We start from the raw sequence: 15,547 nt of genomic DNA, 5'->3' as shown, positions 1-15,547 counted from the left end.
TTAGGGATGTTGTATCTTTACCGAGATGAAAAAGTTCTATCTACTTTTAATTATTATTTGCTCATATAGTTGCACATCTGATGACACTGAACAAGTCATACCCAAAACTTATAATATTTTATCATTGGGCGATAGCTATACAAAAGGGCAAGGTGTATGCGATACATGCGGCTACCCTGTTCAATTAAAAGATAGTTTAGTTACAAAGTTTAGCATTCAAGATACTTTTAACCTCAAGGTAATAGCTGAAACCGGATGGAATACTTCAAATCTCATTAATGGAATATCAAGTGAGAACCTCACAAATGATTATGATTTAGTGACCTTATTAATTGGTGTTAACAATCAGTTTCAAAATAGGCCTTTTTCTTGGTTTGAAGAAGATTTCCCAGAGCTTGTAAATACCGCAACAGCCCTTGCGAAAGGAGATAAAAATAATGTGATAATCATTTCCATACCAGATTATGCCAATACTGGCTTTGGTCAAGCTTTTGGAGGCGCCACTATTACAGATGAAATTACAGTATATAATGCATTCATTGAAAGCTTCTGCAATGAGAACAACTATAATTTAATCGATGCTCAAGATTTAATTTTTGAAGGTCTTACAAACCCTGAACTTATTGCGCCAGATAATTTACATCCTTCCGAATTTGCTTATTCTCAATTAGTGACACAATTACTTCCCTTAGCATATGAAATGCTAATGGAATAAATTGCGTAAATTCGATTTATGTCTTCAAAAAGTAGATTAAAAAAGGCTTATAAAAACGCATTTCGTATTCCGTTCAATGACGATTCTAAGTTTATTTTATTTAGCGATTGTCATAGAGGAGACAATAGCTTTGCAGATGATTTTACTAATAATCGCAACATCTATTTCCATGCGCTAAAACATTATTACAATAACGGGTTTAATTACTGTGAGCTTGGTGATGGTGATGAGCTATGGGAAAACTTATCGTTTAATTCCATCTTGCACGCTCATAAAAATGTTTTCATGCTTATGAAGCAATTTCATGATGAGGAGCGACTTCATATGATTTGGGGTAACCATGATATGGTTTATCGGAATGAAAACTATGTGAAAAAATACCTAAACACCTATTTTGACCCTAAAACAGGTAATGACGAAGAACTGTTTTGCGACATAAAATACCATGAAGGCATTGTACTAGAACATTCAGATACAAAACAAGAGTTATTCTTGTGTCATGGTCATCAAGCAGATTGGTGGAATTATCTCTTTTGGAAATGGAGCAGATTTATGGTAAGAATTCTGTGGAAACCTCTTAACGTTATGGGTATTGCAGATCCAACAAGTCCAGCAAAAAATTATAAAGAGCTTATTAAAGTTGAACGGCGTACAAAAAAATGGATCATAGAAAACGAAAATCTAGTTACCGTAACTGGACATACGCATCGACCTCGATTTCCCGAACCTGGTGATATTGCATTTTTTAATGATGGGAGTTGTGTGCATCCTAGAAGTATTACCGGACTAGAAATTGAAAATGGGAAAATTGCACTTATCAAATGGCAAATTTCTACAGCTGATGATGGTACTTTGAAAATTGTTCGGGTACTATTAGAAGGCCCAGCACCTCTAATTGATTATAAAACTGAATAAAAAGTCACATTGCTAGGATTCTGGAGCCAACTCTACTTCTAAGCCAACGAGTTCTGGAGTAATTGGAATTTGACATCCCAATCTACTATTGTCTTTCACATAAAAAGCTTCAGACAACATTGCTTCTTCATCATCTGTCATTTCGGGTAAGTCATTATCGCTTAAGATATAACATTGACAAGAAGCACACATTACCATTCCACCACATATACCTACTGTGCCCTCTGGTGCTAATTCGTATGACCTAACCACTTCCATTAGGTTCATTGCCATATCTGTTGGTGCTGACACCTTGTGAGGGACACCTTCTCTATCTGTTATTTTGATTGTAATATCCACAACTCTATAAAATTACGGGCAAAAATAGGTGAATATCTTGAAAAACTATAACTCCCATAAGTTATAAAACCTACACTATTAAAATTTTATGAAAATTTAACGGATTGCTTAACCTGACATAAGTCATATAATCCTAGACCCCAAATAACTAATTTAGTGATTTGTGATTAGGCATAGAACAACAAGGTATGAATTCCCTACTAAAAAATAGAAATACATTTGTTCACGCTGGTATTATTTCTAAAATAAACAGCGACTCTGTTGTTATAACTCTAGAACAAAATATACAATGTGAGTCGTGCCAGGTCAAAGGCTCATGTGGTCTTTCGGAATTAAGCACTAAAAAAGTTGAAGCTCATGATTTAGAAAATTCATTTAGAATTAATGAGAAAGTATTAGTCACGTTAAAAAAAATCACAGGCTTAAAGGCCGTGTTCTGGGCCTATGTTTTTCCTTTTATCTTAATGGTTTTTACATTAGTAATTACTTCAAGCTTATTAAAAGAGTGGTTAGCTGGTTTGTTAGCACTTTTTGTCTTAATCCCTTATTACGCTTTACTCTATTTTTTAAAAAACAAACTTATAGCAACGTTTAAAATTTCGGTCTTAAAAACATAGTTTTATTATGACAGAATCTATCTTAAATAGTGTTCTTTTATTAGCATCATTAGGTATGATTGCAGCAGTAGTGCTCTTTTTTGTATCTAAAAAATTCTATGTTTATGAAAATCCAATGATAGCTGAGGTTGAAGAAATACTTCCCGCAGCTAATTGTGGTGGTTGTGGCTCTCCAGGATGTAAAGCTTTTGCAGATATGCTTGTTAATACTGAAGATATCTCAGAATTGTTTTGTCCGGTTGGAGGAAATGATGTCATGAAGCAAGTATCAGAAATCTTAGGTAAAGAGGTTGCAGAAAAAGACCCAACAGTAGCAGTAATACTTTGTCAAGGAGGTTGTGATGTTAGGCCAAAAACTACTATTTATCAAGGTCCTAGAACTTGTGCTATTTCTGCCATGGTATATGGCGGAGAAACCGATTGTCAATATGGTTGCTTAGGCGACGGTGATTGTGTTGCAGTATGTGATTTTGACGCTATGCATATGGATGAAAACACAGGTTTGCCAGTAATTGACACGGACAAATGCACATCTTGTGAAGCTTGTGTAAAAGCTTGTCCGAGAGATATTATTGAAATGCGTCCACGTAATAAACGAGACTTAAAAATATTTGTTGGATGTCTTAATGAAGATAAAGCTGGTATTGCAAAAAAGGCTTGTGATGTTGCTTGTATTGGTTGCTCTAAGTGTGAAGATATTTGTCCTAAAGATGCTGTTATTATGACAGACACCTTAGCTTATATAGACCCTATTGCATGTACGCTTTGTAGAAAATGTGTTGAGGTATGTCCAACACACTCTATTATAGAAACTAACTTTCCACCAAAAAAAGTAAGAAAACCGAAAGAGGTAAAGCCCAAAGCAAAAAATGTAATTTTAGATAAAGCAAGTGTAAAATCACAAAATCCTCAAGCTAATGCTTAAAACATTTCCAAAAGGAGGAATTCATCCCGAAGAAAATAAAATTACGTCTTCAAAAGCGATCAAAAGGATGCCTGTACCAAAGGTTGTATATGTTCCAATTGCGCAACATATTGGAATTCCTTCAGAAATAATTGTGGAAAAAAAAGATAAAGTTGAAATCGGACAAGTTATAGCTAAGTCTGGTGGATTTGTATCTTCTAATATTCATACACCAGTAACTGGAACTGTTACCAAGCTTGATATGATTGTTGATTCAAGTGGCTATAAAAAACAATGCATCGTCATAAGAACCGATCAAAAAAATGAATCAAATTTTGAAGTCCCTAATTTTCCTTTAAAAAAGGAAATAACCATGGACCAAAAAGACATCCTACAACATATTACCGATTCTGGTATTGTGGGTTTAGGTGGAGCTACTTTTCCATCTCATGTAAAACTAGATCTTAAAAATGACAACAAAATTGATTGTTTAATTATTAATGGTGTAGAGTGCGAACCTTATTTAACAGCCGATCATAGATTAATGCTTGAAAAAGCAGATGAGATTATTGTTGGGATTCAAATTTTAATGCATGCCCTGCATATTAATGAAGCCATTATAGGAATTGAAAATAACAAAAAGGATGCTATTGCTGTTTTAAAAAATGCCGCCCAAGATGATAAAAGAATTAAAGTCGCAGCTCTAAAGGTTAAATATCCACAAGGCAGTGAAAAACAACTTATAAAGGCTATCCTAAAACGCGAAGTACCTAAAGGAGGATTACCCATGGATGTTGGCGTAATTGTGCATAATGTAGGAACAATTTTCGCCATTTATCAGGCCGTGCAATATGACCAACCATTAATTGAACGCGTTGTAACAGTGACAGGGAAAAAGATAGAAAACGCTTCAAATTTTTGGGTGAAAATTGGGACACCAATCAAAGATTTAGTAGCAGAAGTTGGTGGTTTACCAGAAGGCACCCGCAAAATAGTGAATGGTGGACCAATGATGGGAAAAGCCATAAAAAATACGGATGTACCTGTTACAAAAGGAACCTCGGGAATATTAGTTATCTCAGAAGATGAAGCCAGTAGGCAAGAATCAAAAAACTGTATACGATGTGGTCAATGTGTCTTTGTTTGTCCAATGGGATTAGAACCTCATTTATTAATGAATTTATCAGAAAAAGGTTTTTACGAACGTATGGCAGATGAAGATGCGATGACTTGCATAGAATGTGGTTCTTGTAGTTATATATGCCCATCACATAGACCGTTGTTAGACTACATAAGATTTGGAAAAAGTATTGTTAAAAAATTAAACACTACAAAGAACTAATATGGCAGATCCAATTATTATTTCAGCCTCACCGCACATTCATTCAGCCAGAACATCAAAAAAAGTTATGTATGATGTGCTTTATGCACTGATTCCTGCTTTTCTGGTGTCTGTTTATGTTTTTGGAATAAGTGCTTTAATACTGACCTCAGTTGCTGTGATTTCGTGTATTGCCTTTGAATATATCATTCAAAAATATCTTCTAAAAACAGAAATTACAATTACAGATGGTTCTGCATTGATAACAGGAATTTTATTGGCCTTTAATTTACCTGCAACCTTACCTATCTGGATGATTGTTGTTGGTTCATTAATTGCTATAGGAGTTGCAAAACTATCTTTTGGTGGATTGGGTTATAATATTTTTAATCCTGCACTTGTTGGTCGTGTATTTTTACTTATTTGTTTTCCGGTTCAAATGACCTCATGGCCTATTGCTGTTGAAAATTATTTATCATTAGATGCAATTACTGGTGAAACTACTTTAGGAATTATTAAAGAAGGGCTAATGTATGGTGAAACAATGACCACACTTAGCGAAAAAATACCTTCAACAATGGAATTACTTATTGGCACTACAAGTGGATCGGCAGGAGAGATGTCTGCACTAGCATTGCTTCTTGGTGGTATCTTTTTAATTGTTAGAAAAGTGATTACCTGGCACATACCAGCAACCATTATTGTAACTATGGCTATTATGACAGGAATCTTCTGGTTAGTAAATCCCGAAATTTATGCAAGCCCAATAATACATATTTTGTCAGGTGGAGCTATTCTGGGAGCTTTCTATATGGCAACTGATTTAGTTACTAGTCCAATGACTAAAAAAGGCATGATGATATTCGCTATAGGAATTGCAGTTATTACGGTAGTGATACGATTATTTGGAGCCTATCCTGAAGGTATTTCATTCGCTATATTAATTATGAATGCCTTTGTTCCTCTTATCGATAAGTATTTTAAACCAAGACGATTTGGAAACAAAATCAAATCAAAAATCGTGTAACTATGAGTAAAAAAGAATCTACTTTTTTTAATATGATCATTGCACTTTTTGTAATTACAATTATTGCAGGTGCGTCTCTTGGTTTTATAAATGATATCACTAAAGGCCCAAAAGCGAGAGCAAAGTTAGAGAGAAAGGTAAATGCCTTAAAACAAGTTTTACCAGAATTTAATAACAACCCGGTTGAAGATGTATTAATGCTGAAATCAGATAAAGCAAAAGACAGTATCGAAATTTACACAGGAACTTTTGATAACAAACCTATAGGAACTGCCGTTATTGGTTCTTCTGAAAAAGGATATAGTGGTTTGGTTAAAATAATGGTTGGATTTAATCCTGATGGAAGCATTAAAAACATTGTTGTATTAGAGCAAAAAGAAACACCTGGTCTAGGAACTAAAATGAAGAGTGAAAAATTTATAAGACAGTTTAAAGGTAAAAAGCCATCAGAGTTTAATCTAAAACCACAAAAAAATGGTGGTGACGTAGATGCCATAGCCGGAGCAACTATTTCTACTCGTGCTTTTGGTGAAGCGACTCAAATGGCGTACGATGTATTTTTGGAAACAAACGCATCTAAAAATTAAATATCATGGCACAGAAAATAACACAAAAAGAGAACTTTTTAAAAGGGATTGTAAAAGACAACCCTGTTTTTGTAATGTTATTAGGTATGTGTCCAACTTTAGGAGTCACCTCATCGGCTTTTAATGGCTTAGGAATGGGAATTGCAACTCTATTTGTATTACTAATGTCTAACATAGTTGTATCCTTAATTAAATCTCAAATACCAAGTAAAGTGAGGATCCCTGCATTTATTATCATTATTGCGTCTTTTGTGACCATTGTAGAAATGGTACTAGAAGCCTACATACCTTTCTTATATGAACAGCTTGGTATCTTCATTCCTTTAATAGTAGTAAACTGTTTAATATTAGGACGTGCTGAAGCTTTCGCATCAAAAAACAATTTATGGTCATCTATTGTTGATGCCTTAGGTATGGGAATTGGATTTACTATAGCTTTAACAGCTTTAGGAGCAGTGCGTGAAATATTAGGAAATGGGAGCTTGTTTGATTTCAGTTTTGTATCAGAAGATGCCAATACTTTAATTCTTTTTATTCTACCTCCAGGAGCTTTTATAGCATTGGCATATTTATCTATTGTATTCAATAAAGTGTCTAAAACAAACTAACAAATGGAATATATTTTAATCCTCATAGCCGCTGTTTTTGTAAACAATATTGTACTGTCCCAATTTTTAGGAATTTGTCCTTTTTTAGGTGTTTCTAACAGAGTTTCGACATCGATAGGGATGTCTGGCGCAGTCTTATTTGTAATGACCATTGCCACTACTGTGACTTATTTATTGCATGAATATATTTTAGTTCCTGCTGGATTAAATTATTTAAGAACCATCACTTTTATTTTAGTCATTGCCGCTTTAGTGCAGATGGTAGAAATTATTTTAAAAAAAGTGAGTCCAGCATTATATCAAGCCTTAGGTGTGTTTTTACCATTAATTACGACTAACTGCGCAGTCTTAGGAGTTGCAATATTGGCATTAGGATTAGAAGATAGTAGCTTAGTTAAAGCTGTATTTTTTGCAATTTCAAATGCTATTGGTTTTGCCTTAGCTTTAATAGTTTTTGCTAGTATAAGAGAGCGACTAGAATTAGCAAATATTCCAGAAGGTATGAAAGGTGTGCCTATAAACTTGTTAGTTGCAGGACTTTTATCTTTAGCTTTTTTAGGATTTGCAGCATTAGTTTAAGACAAGAATGGAATAAGTAATTGCTATTCTATTTGCAGTAGGCCTATGACCTTAAAAACAAATCGTTACATCAATGAGAAAATACGGATTAATAATATTTAGTTTTTTATTATTGACTTTCGGTTGTAATAATGAGCCTCAAATAATTAATAAAGAGCCATGGATTGATAAACCAGTATCTCTATGGCCCGATTTCGCCTTAACAAATACTATTAGTTTTGCAGATACTACCTATTCTGATTTCGCAAATTCATTTTTAATAAATACAGGAATTGATACTATAGGAGTATCATGCAAACACCTGTTTATGGTTTTTGAAAAACAGCCAGGAATAAATAATATTGATTTAGGTACCGAGTTTCGGTATTGGAATTTATATCCAAAAAATAAAAAGGACAATACTGTTTCAATAAAGCGATTAATAAATAGAAACTTAAACGAAAAGATTGGGAGTTATAACACCCTTAAGGTACGAGATTGGATTATTTTTGAGACTGAAGACGTAAATACTGAAGTATACCCACTAAAGATTAGATTTAAACCTGTTAGAAAAAATGAAATTGTCTATGCAGTTGGCTGGGGAGTTAAACAGAAAGATAATAGTAAACCTGCACTTATAAAGCTTCAATGCTTTGACAATCTTGGTGACTATTTTTATACAACACGTTTAAAAACCGATACTCAACCTCATGGACGGAGCGGTTCCCCTGTAATTGACAAAAATGGCTATTTGGTAGGAATTGTTTCTGGTCAAGAAGGAAACTTAGGCGTTATTGGTAGTGTAAACTATTTAAAGAAAATACTTGATAAGTACAATATTAAATATATAAAACCCAGTCGCTAAGGCTGTTATGAGTAATTACATAGCAGGACTACTTCACTATATTAATTCACTTCGTAAGTTTCTCCTGAAAAGAAAAGATCATCTGTTTTTGTAAATTTTGAATTTGCCATGACTTCTTTCGTTAAAGCATCTTCTCGTTCTTCTAAAGTAACATCATCAAAACTTCTTATTATACCAGTAACTAATGGGTATTCTAATCTAACTAACATTTGATGCAACGTCGGGTCTTGTTCTTTTGCATTATGTACTAAAATATCTGCTTCCGTAATTCCATTTTCGCCAAGCGTCACGACCTCGAGTTTTAATCTATTTAATACCAGTCCTTTATCCTTGTTTTTACCAAAAATCATTGGTTTACCGTGTTCAACAAATAATTGTTTATCCGTTCTAACGTTTTTATCTGTGTATTTTGAAAAACAACCGTCATTAAAAATTACGCAATTCTGTAATATTTCAATTAAAGACGTGCCATTAAATTTTTCAGCATCTATAAAAATTTGCTTCATTTCATTTGGTGTGTTTCCACCTATTCTTGCAAAAAAGCGTGCTTGGGCTCCAATAGCCAATTCTCCTGGTTGAAATGGAGGTTGTGTATTGCCATATGGAGATGACTTCGTTTTTTGACCAACTAAAGAGGTTGGAGAGAATTGACCTTTGGTTAATCCATAAATTTCGTTATTAAAGAGTATAATATTTAAATTGATGTTTCTACGCAAAACGTGAATAAAATGATTACCTCCTATTGCCATACCATCGCCATCACCTGTAATTACCCAAACACTTAAATTTGGATTTGCCAGTTTAACACCAGAGGCTATAGCTGGTGCCCTTCCGTGAATTCCATGCATGCCATAAGTATCCATATAATAAGGGAAACGAGAAGAACATCCAATACCAGAAATAAAAACTACATCCTCTTTTTTTACACCCATTTCTGGTAATGCCTTTTGCATTGATCTTAAAATAACATAATCGTCACAACCTGGACACCATCTCACTTCCTGATCGCTTGCAAAATCCTTAAATGTGTATTTTTCTAAAGCGTTTGTTTCCATAATTAATTGAGTAATTGCTTAAATTTCTCCGTAAGTTCTGTATTACCAAATGGTAAACCTTGAATTTTGTTGAATTGTAAAAAGCTAAACGAATTGAAATTCATTCTTAAAATACTAGCAAATTGTCCATTGTTCAACTCACAAACAACTATTTTTTTAAACCTACTCAAAATAGCTTCTGTGTTCTTTGGTAATGGATTTATATAATTAAAATGAGCATATCCAATCTTGTCATAGCCAGTATTATTCAATTGTTTTACTGCGGAATGTAAACTACCGTATGTCCCACCCCATCCTACAACAAGTAAATCACCCGACTTAGCAAATTCAGTTTCTAATTTAGGAATATAATTTTCTACACGTTTAATTTTTTCAGCCCTAATTTGTGTCATGTATTCATGATTTTCAGGAACATGAGAAACGTCTCCAGTAGTTTTATCTTTTTCTAAACCTCCAATTCTATGTTCCAATCCAAAGGTGCCAGGAACAGCCCAATCACGTGCCAACGTCTCATTATTCCTATCATAGGGATTCCAATTTTCTTTAACTTCCTTAATTCTACTATTTCTAATTTCTGGCATTTCTGCAACCGACATAATTTGCCATGGCTCAGATCCATTTGCTATATATCCGTCAGTTAATAAAATAACTGGAGTCATATGCTCTAAGGCCAATTTAGCCGCATTGAATGCATATTTAAAACAATCTGAAGGTGTACTTGCTGCAATCACAATTACAGGGCTTTCACCATTTCTACCGTACATTGCTTGCATTAAATCTGACTGCTCCGTTTTGGTTGGTAACCCGGTCGATGGACCTCCTCTTTGCACGTTAACAACAACTAAAGGTAATTCTACCATCATAGCTAAACCCAATGCCTCACTTTTTAATGCAAGACCTGGACCTGATGTGGTAGTAATTGCCAAATCACCTGCAAATGATGCTCCAATTGCTGATGTTATTCCAGCAATTTCATCTTCTGCCTGAAAAGCTTTTACTCCAAAATGTTTATGCTTTACTAATTCGTGCAAAATGTCCGTTGCAGGTGTTATTGGGTAAGATCCCAAAAATAATTCTATGCCAGATTTTTCTGCTGCAGCTAAAAACCCCCAAGCTGTTGCAGTATTTCCACTTATTATTCTATAAGTGCCAGGAGCCATATTCGCAGGAGAAATTGTGTATGAATTTGGAATTAACTCTAATGTTTCAGCAAAATAAAAACCAGCATTTAATACTTTAGTATTCGCTTCTATTAACTGGGGTTTAGTTGCAAATTTCTTATTAAAAAAGTCAATGGTGTAATCTGTAGAACGATGATACATCCAATACACCATACCTAAAGCAAACATATTTTTGCTTCTTGTGATACTCTTATTGTCTAATCCTTTAACATCTTTTAAAGCCTCTTTCGTAAGCGATGAAATGGCAACTTCAATAATTCGGTAATTATCAAGACTTCCATCTTCTAACGGATTTGTCTCATACCTCGCTTTTTCTAAATTCTTTTTACTAAACGCATCAGTATCTATTATGATGGTGTGCCCTGGCTTTACAGCATAAAGATTAGTTTTTAAGCCTGCAGGGTTCATCGCCACTAGCAAATCTACATCATCTCCTGGTGTACTAATTTCTACACTACCAATATGAACTTGAAAGCCAGAAACACCATATAAACTTCCTTGAGGCGCTCTAATTTCTGAAGGATAATTAGGAAACGTTGAAACATCATTTCCAATCATGGCAGAAGTATCGGAAAATTGAGTACCTGTTAACTGCATACCATCACCAGAATCTCCAACAAATCGTATAACAACGGCCTCTATAACTTCAGGTTGTGTATCTTCTAAATGGATATTCATAACAAGTTAGTATTATTCAATTCTAAGTTTATTGAACCACATGACGGTTAAATGTCAAATTTACCTTCTACTATTAAAATACAACATGATTTTTATCATATTAAAAACGCGTGAGAACTTTTACTTTTACTAACGTATTTTATAAAATCAAGTAATTATGGCAATTATAATCACAGACGAATGCATCAACTGCGACGCTTGTATATCTGAATGTCCTAACAATGCAATTTACGAACCAGACCAAGAATGGACCTATGCAGAGGAAACGGAATTAAGTGGCGCTATAACTACTCCAAGTGGAGTTGAAGTTGACGCTGACGAAGAAAATGACCCTATATCTGAAGAATTCTATTTTATTGTTCCTGATAAATGTACAGAATGTAAAGGATTCCATGACGAACCACAGTGTGCTTCTGTATGTCCTGTGGATTGCTGTGTTCCTGATGAAGATAATTTAGAAACTGAAGAAGCTTTGTTAGAGAAAAAAGCATGGCTACATGGTGAATAACAAGCACTAAATGCTTTAGTTTTTACCAAAATCTATTCTTAAGAATAAAACCCATCATGACACTTGCCTATGGCGATGGTAATTAATATAATTTATTATGAAAAAAGAGTTTCCAAAACTTATTTGTGATGCCAACGAGGCCGTTGCAATGGTTGCTCATAAAACCAATGAGGTTTGTGCAATCTACCCAATTACTCCAGCATCGCCAATGGGCGAACACGTAGACATTTATAGCTCCAAAGGACAAAAAAATATTTGGGGAAATATCCCAAGAATTGTTGAAATGCAAAGTGAAGGTGGTGCTTCTGGTGCTGTACATGGTTCATTGCAGGCTGGTGCTCTAACAACAACCTTTACAGCCTCTCAAGGCTTATTATTGATGATCCCTAATATGTATAAAATGGCTGGTGAGTTATTACCATCCGTTATACACGTAGCCGCTAGAACTGTTGCTACACATGCATTATCGATTTTTGGTGATCATTCTGATGTTATGGCAGCAAGACAAACAGGGTTTTCAATGTTGTTTGGTGGCTCAGTACAGGAGGCTCAAGATATGGCACTGATTTCTCAAGTAGCTACCTTAAAATCTAGAATACCTTTCATGAATATTTTTGATGGGTTTAGAACATCTCATGAAATTTCTAAAATAGATAGTATTACTGATGACATAATTAAAGATATGATGCCAGAAGATGCAATATTGGCTCATAAAAAAAGATCATTAGATCCAGATAATCCTGTAATAAGAGGTACATCTCAAAATCCCGATGTATTCTTCCAAGCCAGAGAAGCAGCTAACCTGTATTATGACAAAGTTCCTGATATTGTGGATGACACCATGAAAACGTTTTACAAACACACAGGAAGACGTTATAGCTTGTTCTATTATGTTGGCCATCCTGAAGCTGAAAAAGTAATCGTAATAATGGGATCTGGCCAAGGCCCTGTGATGGAGGCTGTAGATACCATGGTTAAAAATGGTGAGAAAGTAGGTGCTATTATAGTACGCTTATTCAGACCATTCTCAATTAGTCATTTTATTGATGCGCTTCCAGAAACCGTTAAAAAAGTTGCCGTATTAGATAGAACAAAAGAACCGGGTAGTCTTGGTGAACCTCTATATCAAGATATTGTAACTGCATTTATGGAAAGTGACAGAGTAATGCCAGAAATAATTGGTGGACGTTATGGATTATCATCTAAAGAGTTTGATCCTGCAATGGTCAAAGCAGTATATGATGAGCTGGATAAAGAAAGTCCTAAAAACCACTTCACAGTTGGTATTAATGACGATGTTTCATTTAGAAGTTTAGATGTTGGTAGTAGATTACATACTGTTAAAACAACATTTAATTGTATGTTCTACGGCCTAGGTTCTGATGGTACAGTTGGTGCAAACAAAAACTCAATTAAGATTATTGGTGAAACCACAGATAACTATGTACAAGGGTATTTTGTTTATGACTCTAAAAAAGCAGGTGCTCAAACCGTATCCCATTTACGTTTTGGGCCTAAACCAATATACTCAACTTATTTAATTCATAAAGCAAACTTTATTGCTTGTCATCAATTCAATTTTATTGAAAAATATGACATCCTTAAGAATATTAAAAAAGGCGGTACATTCTTATTAAACTCTCCTTTTGATAAAGATACTGTTTGGGAAATCCTTCCTAAAAAAATGCAGGAAGAGATTGTAGAAAACGAATTAGATTTTTATGTAATTGATGCAACAAAAGTAGCTCAAGAAGCAAATTTAGGTAAACGTACCAATACCGTATTACAAACGTGTTTCTTCGCAATTTCTGGTGTACTACCAAAAGACGAAGCCATCGCAAAAATTAAAGAAGCAATTGTAAAATCGTATTCTAAAAAAGGTGATGCTGTTGTTCAGATGAATTTTAACGCTGTTGATAAATCTTTAGAAAATCTTCAAAAAGTTGAATATCCAAAACAAGTAACAAGTGATGCTGAATTGAAGCCAATGATGACTGGAAACGCTGACCCATTTGTAAAAGAAGTTTTAGGAAAAATATTAGCAGGAAAAGGCGATGAACTACCGGTTAGTGCATTCCCAGCAGATGGAACGTTCCCAACAGGAACAACTCAATTTGAAAAACGCGGTATTGCAGATAAGATTCCTGTTTGGGATGGTGAAGATTTCTGTACACAATGTAATAAATGTGTAGTCATTTGTCCACATGCTGCTATTAGAGCAAAGGTTGTTGCAAACGAAGAGCTAATCGACGCTCCGTCAACGCTTAAATCTGTTCCAGCAGTAGGCCGACCGTTTAATAAGGAAGAAGACTCCTATGTTTTACAAGTTTCTCCACAAGATTGTACAGGTTGCGACCTTTGTGTAGAGGTTTGTCCGGCCGTTAGTAAAGACGACCCAGAGTTTAAAGCTATCAACATGCATAGCAAACTTAAAGTTGAAGGTGCAGAAGATCCTAATTGGGACTTCTTTATTGATTTACCTGATTATGACAGAACAGAACTAATTGTTAATAATGTAAAAGGATCACAATTTTTGGAACCATTATTTGAATTCTCTGGTGCCTGCTCTGGTTGTGGTGAAACACCGTATATTAAATTATTAACCCAATTATATGGCGATAGTATATTAATTGCCAACGCAACAGGCTGTTCTTCTATTTATGGAGGCAACTTACCTACAACGCCTTATAAAACGAATAAATTTGGCAGAGGACCTGCTTGGGCAAATTCTTTATTTGAAGATAATGCCGAGTACGGTTTAGGCATGAAATTAGGATTAACTAAAAAACAAGAAATCTCTACTAATCTATTAAGAGGATTAGAAGCAGAAGTAGGTTCTGAATTGGTTAATGCTATTTTAAACAATCCTGAAAAAACGGAAGCTGAAAAAGCCGAAAATTTTTCAAACCTAGATAAGTTAAAAGAAAAGTTGGTGATAATTGACAAGCCTGAAGCCAAAAAATTATTACAACTAACAGAGTACTTACGTAAAAAATCAGTTTGGATACTCGGTGGAGATGGTTGGGCTTATGATATTGGTTATGGTGGTGTTGACCACGTTTTAGCCTCTGGTGAAAACATCAATATTATGGTATTAGACACAGAGATTTATTCTAATACTGGTGGTCAAATGTCTAAAGCCACACCACTTGGAGCTAGTGCTAAATTCGCGGTAGCTGGAAAACGTACAAGTAAGAAAAATTTAGCATTACAGGCAGTTTCCTATGGAAACGTTTATGTTGCTCAAGTAGCCATTGGAGCAAAAGATCTGCAGACTCTTAAAGCTATTGAAGAAGCTGAAGCTTATGACGGCCCTTCATTAATTATTGCCTACTCACATTGTGGTGATCATGGCTATAATTTAAGGGATGGAGCAAAACATCAGGAGAAAGCAGTGCAAACGGGCTATTGGCCATTATTTAGATTCAACCCTTCAAAACCAAAAGGTAAGAAGTTTAAATTAGATTCTAAAGCACCTTCAGCACCACTTGAGGATTTTATGTATACCGAAACTCGGTTCACGAGGGTGGTTAAGGAAAATGCTGAGGTTGGCGCAAAGCTACTTAAGCAGGCACAAGAAGAAGTTGATACTAAATGGGAAAGATTAGAGCTTTACAGAAATATGTAAACTTCTTATCATCTCGTAAAAACATCTATTTCATCAAGAAG

General features: G+C 34.7%; 15 protein-coding genes. 12 read left to right on the top strand and 3 right to left on the bottom strand.

Annotated features, from left to right (window positions below; genetic code table 11):
- Positions 1-25: 25 nt before the first annotated feature.
- Positions 26-715 (top strand): GDSL-type esterase/lipase family protein, encoded by a 690-nt coding sequence (locus tag ACFWV9_RS00535; protein ID WP_411893277.1) that lies wholly within the window; start codon positions 26-28, stop codon positions 713-715.
- A gap of 18 nt (positions 716-733) precedes the next feature.
- Entirely contained in the window at positions 734-1,630 is an 897-nt protein-coding gene (locus tag ACFWV9_RS00530; protein ID WP_411893276.1) for a serine/threonine protein phosphatase, read from the top strand.
- A 12-nt stretch (positions 1,631-1,642) separates the two neighbouring features.
- Here the strand turns inward: ACFWV9_RS00530 and ACFWV9_RS00525 are convergent, their stop codons facing one another.
- Positions 1,643-1,969, bottom strand: coding sequence for a ferredoxin (locus ACFWV9_RS00525; protein WP_411893275.1), 327 nt, complete (start codon positions 1,967-1,969; stop codon positions 1,643-1,645).
- Positions 1,970-2,157: 188 nt separating this feature from the next.
- Here ACFWV9_RS00525 and ACFWV9_RS00520 point away from each other — a divergent pair, with 188 nt between their 5' ends.
- The 8 genes from ACFWV9_RS00520 to ACFWV9_RS00485 all read left to right on the top strand — a co-directional run bounded on the left by ACFWV9_RS00520 (position 2,158) and on the right by ACFWV9_RS00485 (position 8,456).
- Positions 2,158-2,586: a SoxR reducing system RseC family protein gene (locus tag ACFWV9_RS00520; RefSeq protein WP_411893274.1), complete on the top strand. Its 429-nt coding sequence runs from the start codon at positions 2,158-2,160 to the stop codon at positions 2,584-2,586.
- A gap of 7 nt (positions 2,587-2,593) precedes the next feature.
- Positions 2,594-3,511: a Fe-S cluster domain-containing protein gene (locus ACFWV9_RS00515; RefSeq protein ID WP_411893273.1), complete on the top strand. Its 918-nt coding sequence runs from the start codon at positions 2,594-2,596 to the stop codon at positions 3,509-3,511.
- The gene (rsxC, locus tag ACFWV9_RS00510; protein ID WP_411893272.1) at positions 3,504-4,832 is read left to right on the top strand and encodes an electron transport complex subunit RsxC; all 1,329 of its coding nucleotides are present in this window, start codon (positions 3,504-3,506) and stop codon (positions 4,830-4,832) included. Before ACFWV9_RS00515 ends, rsxC begins: the two co-directional genes overlap by 8 nt.
- A 1-nt stretch (position 4,833) precedes the next feature.
- A complete protein-coding gene (locus tag ACFWV9_RS00505) occupies positions 4,834-5,838 on the top strand; it encodes an RnfABCDGE type electron transport complex subunit D (RefSeq protein ID WP_411893271.1) in 1,005 nt (334 codons plus the stop codon).
- A 2-nt stretch (positions 5,839-5,840) separates the two neighbouring features.
- Positions 5,841-6,425, top strand: coding sequence for an RnfABCDGE type electron transport complex subunit G (locus ACFWV9_RS00500; protein ID WP_411893270.1), 585 nt, complete (start codon positions 5,841-5,843; stop codon positions 6,423-6,425).
- A gap of 5 nt (positions 6,426-6,430) precedes the next feature.
- Complete coding sequence (locus tag ACFWV9_RS00495; RefSeq protein ID WP_411893269.1) at positions 6,431-7,033, top strand: RnfABCDGE type electron transport complex subunit E; 603 nt, start codon at positions 6,431-6,433, stop codon at positions 7,031-7,033.
- A gap of 3 nt (positions 7,034-7,036) precedes the next feature.
- Positions 7,037-7,612, top strand: a complete 576-nt coding sequence (locus ACFWV9_RS00490) for an electron transport complex protein RnfA (RefSeq protein ID WP_411893268.1) — start codon at positions 7,037-7,039, stop codon at positions 7,610-7,612.
- Between the two features lie 73 nt (positions 7,613-7,685).
- On the top strand, positions 7,686-8,456 hold the full coding sequence (locus ACFWV9_RS00485; protein WP_411893267.1) for a hypothetical protein: 771 nt from the start codon (positions 7,686-7,688) through the stop codon (positions 8,454-8,456).
- Positions 8,457-8,497: 41 nt separating this feature from the next.
- Here the strand turns inward: ACFWV9_RS00485 and ACFWV9_RS00480 are convergent, their stop codons facing one another.
- Both ACFWV9_RS00480 and ACFWV9_RS00475 read right to left on the bottom strand, forming a co-directional pair.
- Positions 8,498-9,511 carry a 2-oxoacid:ferredoxin oxidoreductase subunit beta gene (locus tag ACFWV9_RS00480; protein WP_411893266.1) on the bottom strand — a complete coding sequence of 338 codons (1,014 nt, stop codon included), beginning with the start codon at positions 9,509-9,511 and terminating at the stop codon, positions 8,498-8,500.
- Positions 9,512-9,513: 2 nt separating this feature from the next.
- Positions 9,514-11,370 carry a 2-oxoacid:acceptor oxidoreductase subunit alpha gene (locus ACFWV9_RS00475; RefSeq protein WP_411893265.1) on the bottom strand — a complete coding sequence of 619 codons (1,857 nt, stop codon included), beginning with the start codon at positions 11,368-11,370 and terminating at the stop codon, positions 9,514-9,516.
- A gap of 157 nt (positions 11,371-11,527) precedes the next feature.
- On the opposite strand from ACFWV9_RS00475, the gene ACFWV9_RS00470 reads away from it, so the two are divergent.
- Together ACFWV9_RS00470 and nifJ are read left to right on the top strand one after the other, a co-directional pair.
- On the top strand, positions 11,528-11,878 hold the full coding sequence (locus ACFWV9_RS00470; protein ID WP_411893264.1) for a 4Fe-4S dicluster domain-containing protein: 351 nt from the start codon (positions 11,528-11,530) through the stop codon (positions 11,876-11,878).
- Between the two features lie 97 nt (positions 11,879-11,975).
- Positions 11,976-15,506 carry a pyruvate:ferredoxin (flavodoxin) oxidoreductase gene (gene nifJ / locus ACFWV9_RS00465; RefSeq protein ID WP_411893263.1) on the top strand — a complete coding sequence of 1,177 codons (3,531 nt, stop codon included), beginning with the start codon at positions 11,976-11,978 and terminating at the stop codon, positions 15,504-15,506.
- The last annotated feature ends 41 nt before the right edge of the window (positions 15,507-15,547 follow it).

It is taken from the genome of Winogradskyella sp. A2 (genome assembly GCF_046762865.1).
Classification (GTDB): domain Bacteria; phylum Bacteroidota; class Bacteroidia; order Flavobacteriales; family Flavobacteriaceae; genus Winogradskyella.
The sequence above is the reverse complement of the archived record's forward strand: the minus strand, read 5'-3'. Positions and strand labels throughout refer to the sequence as shown.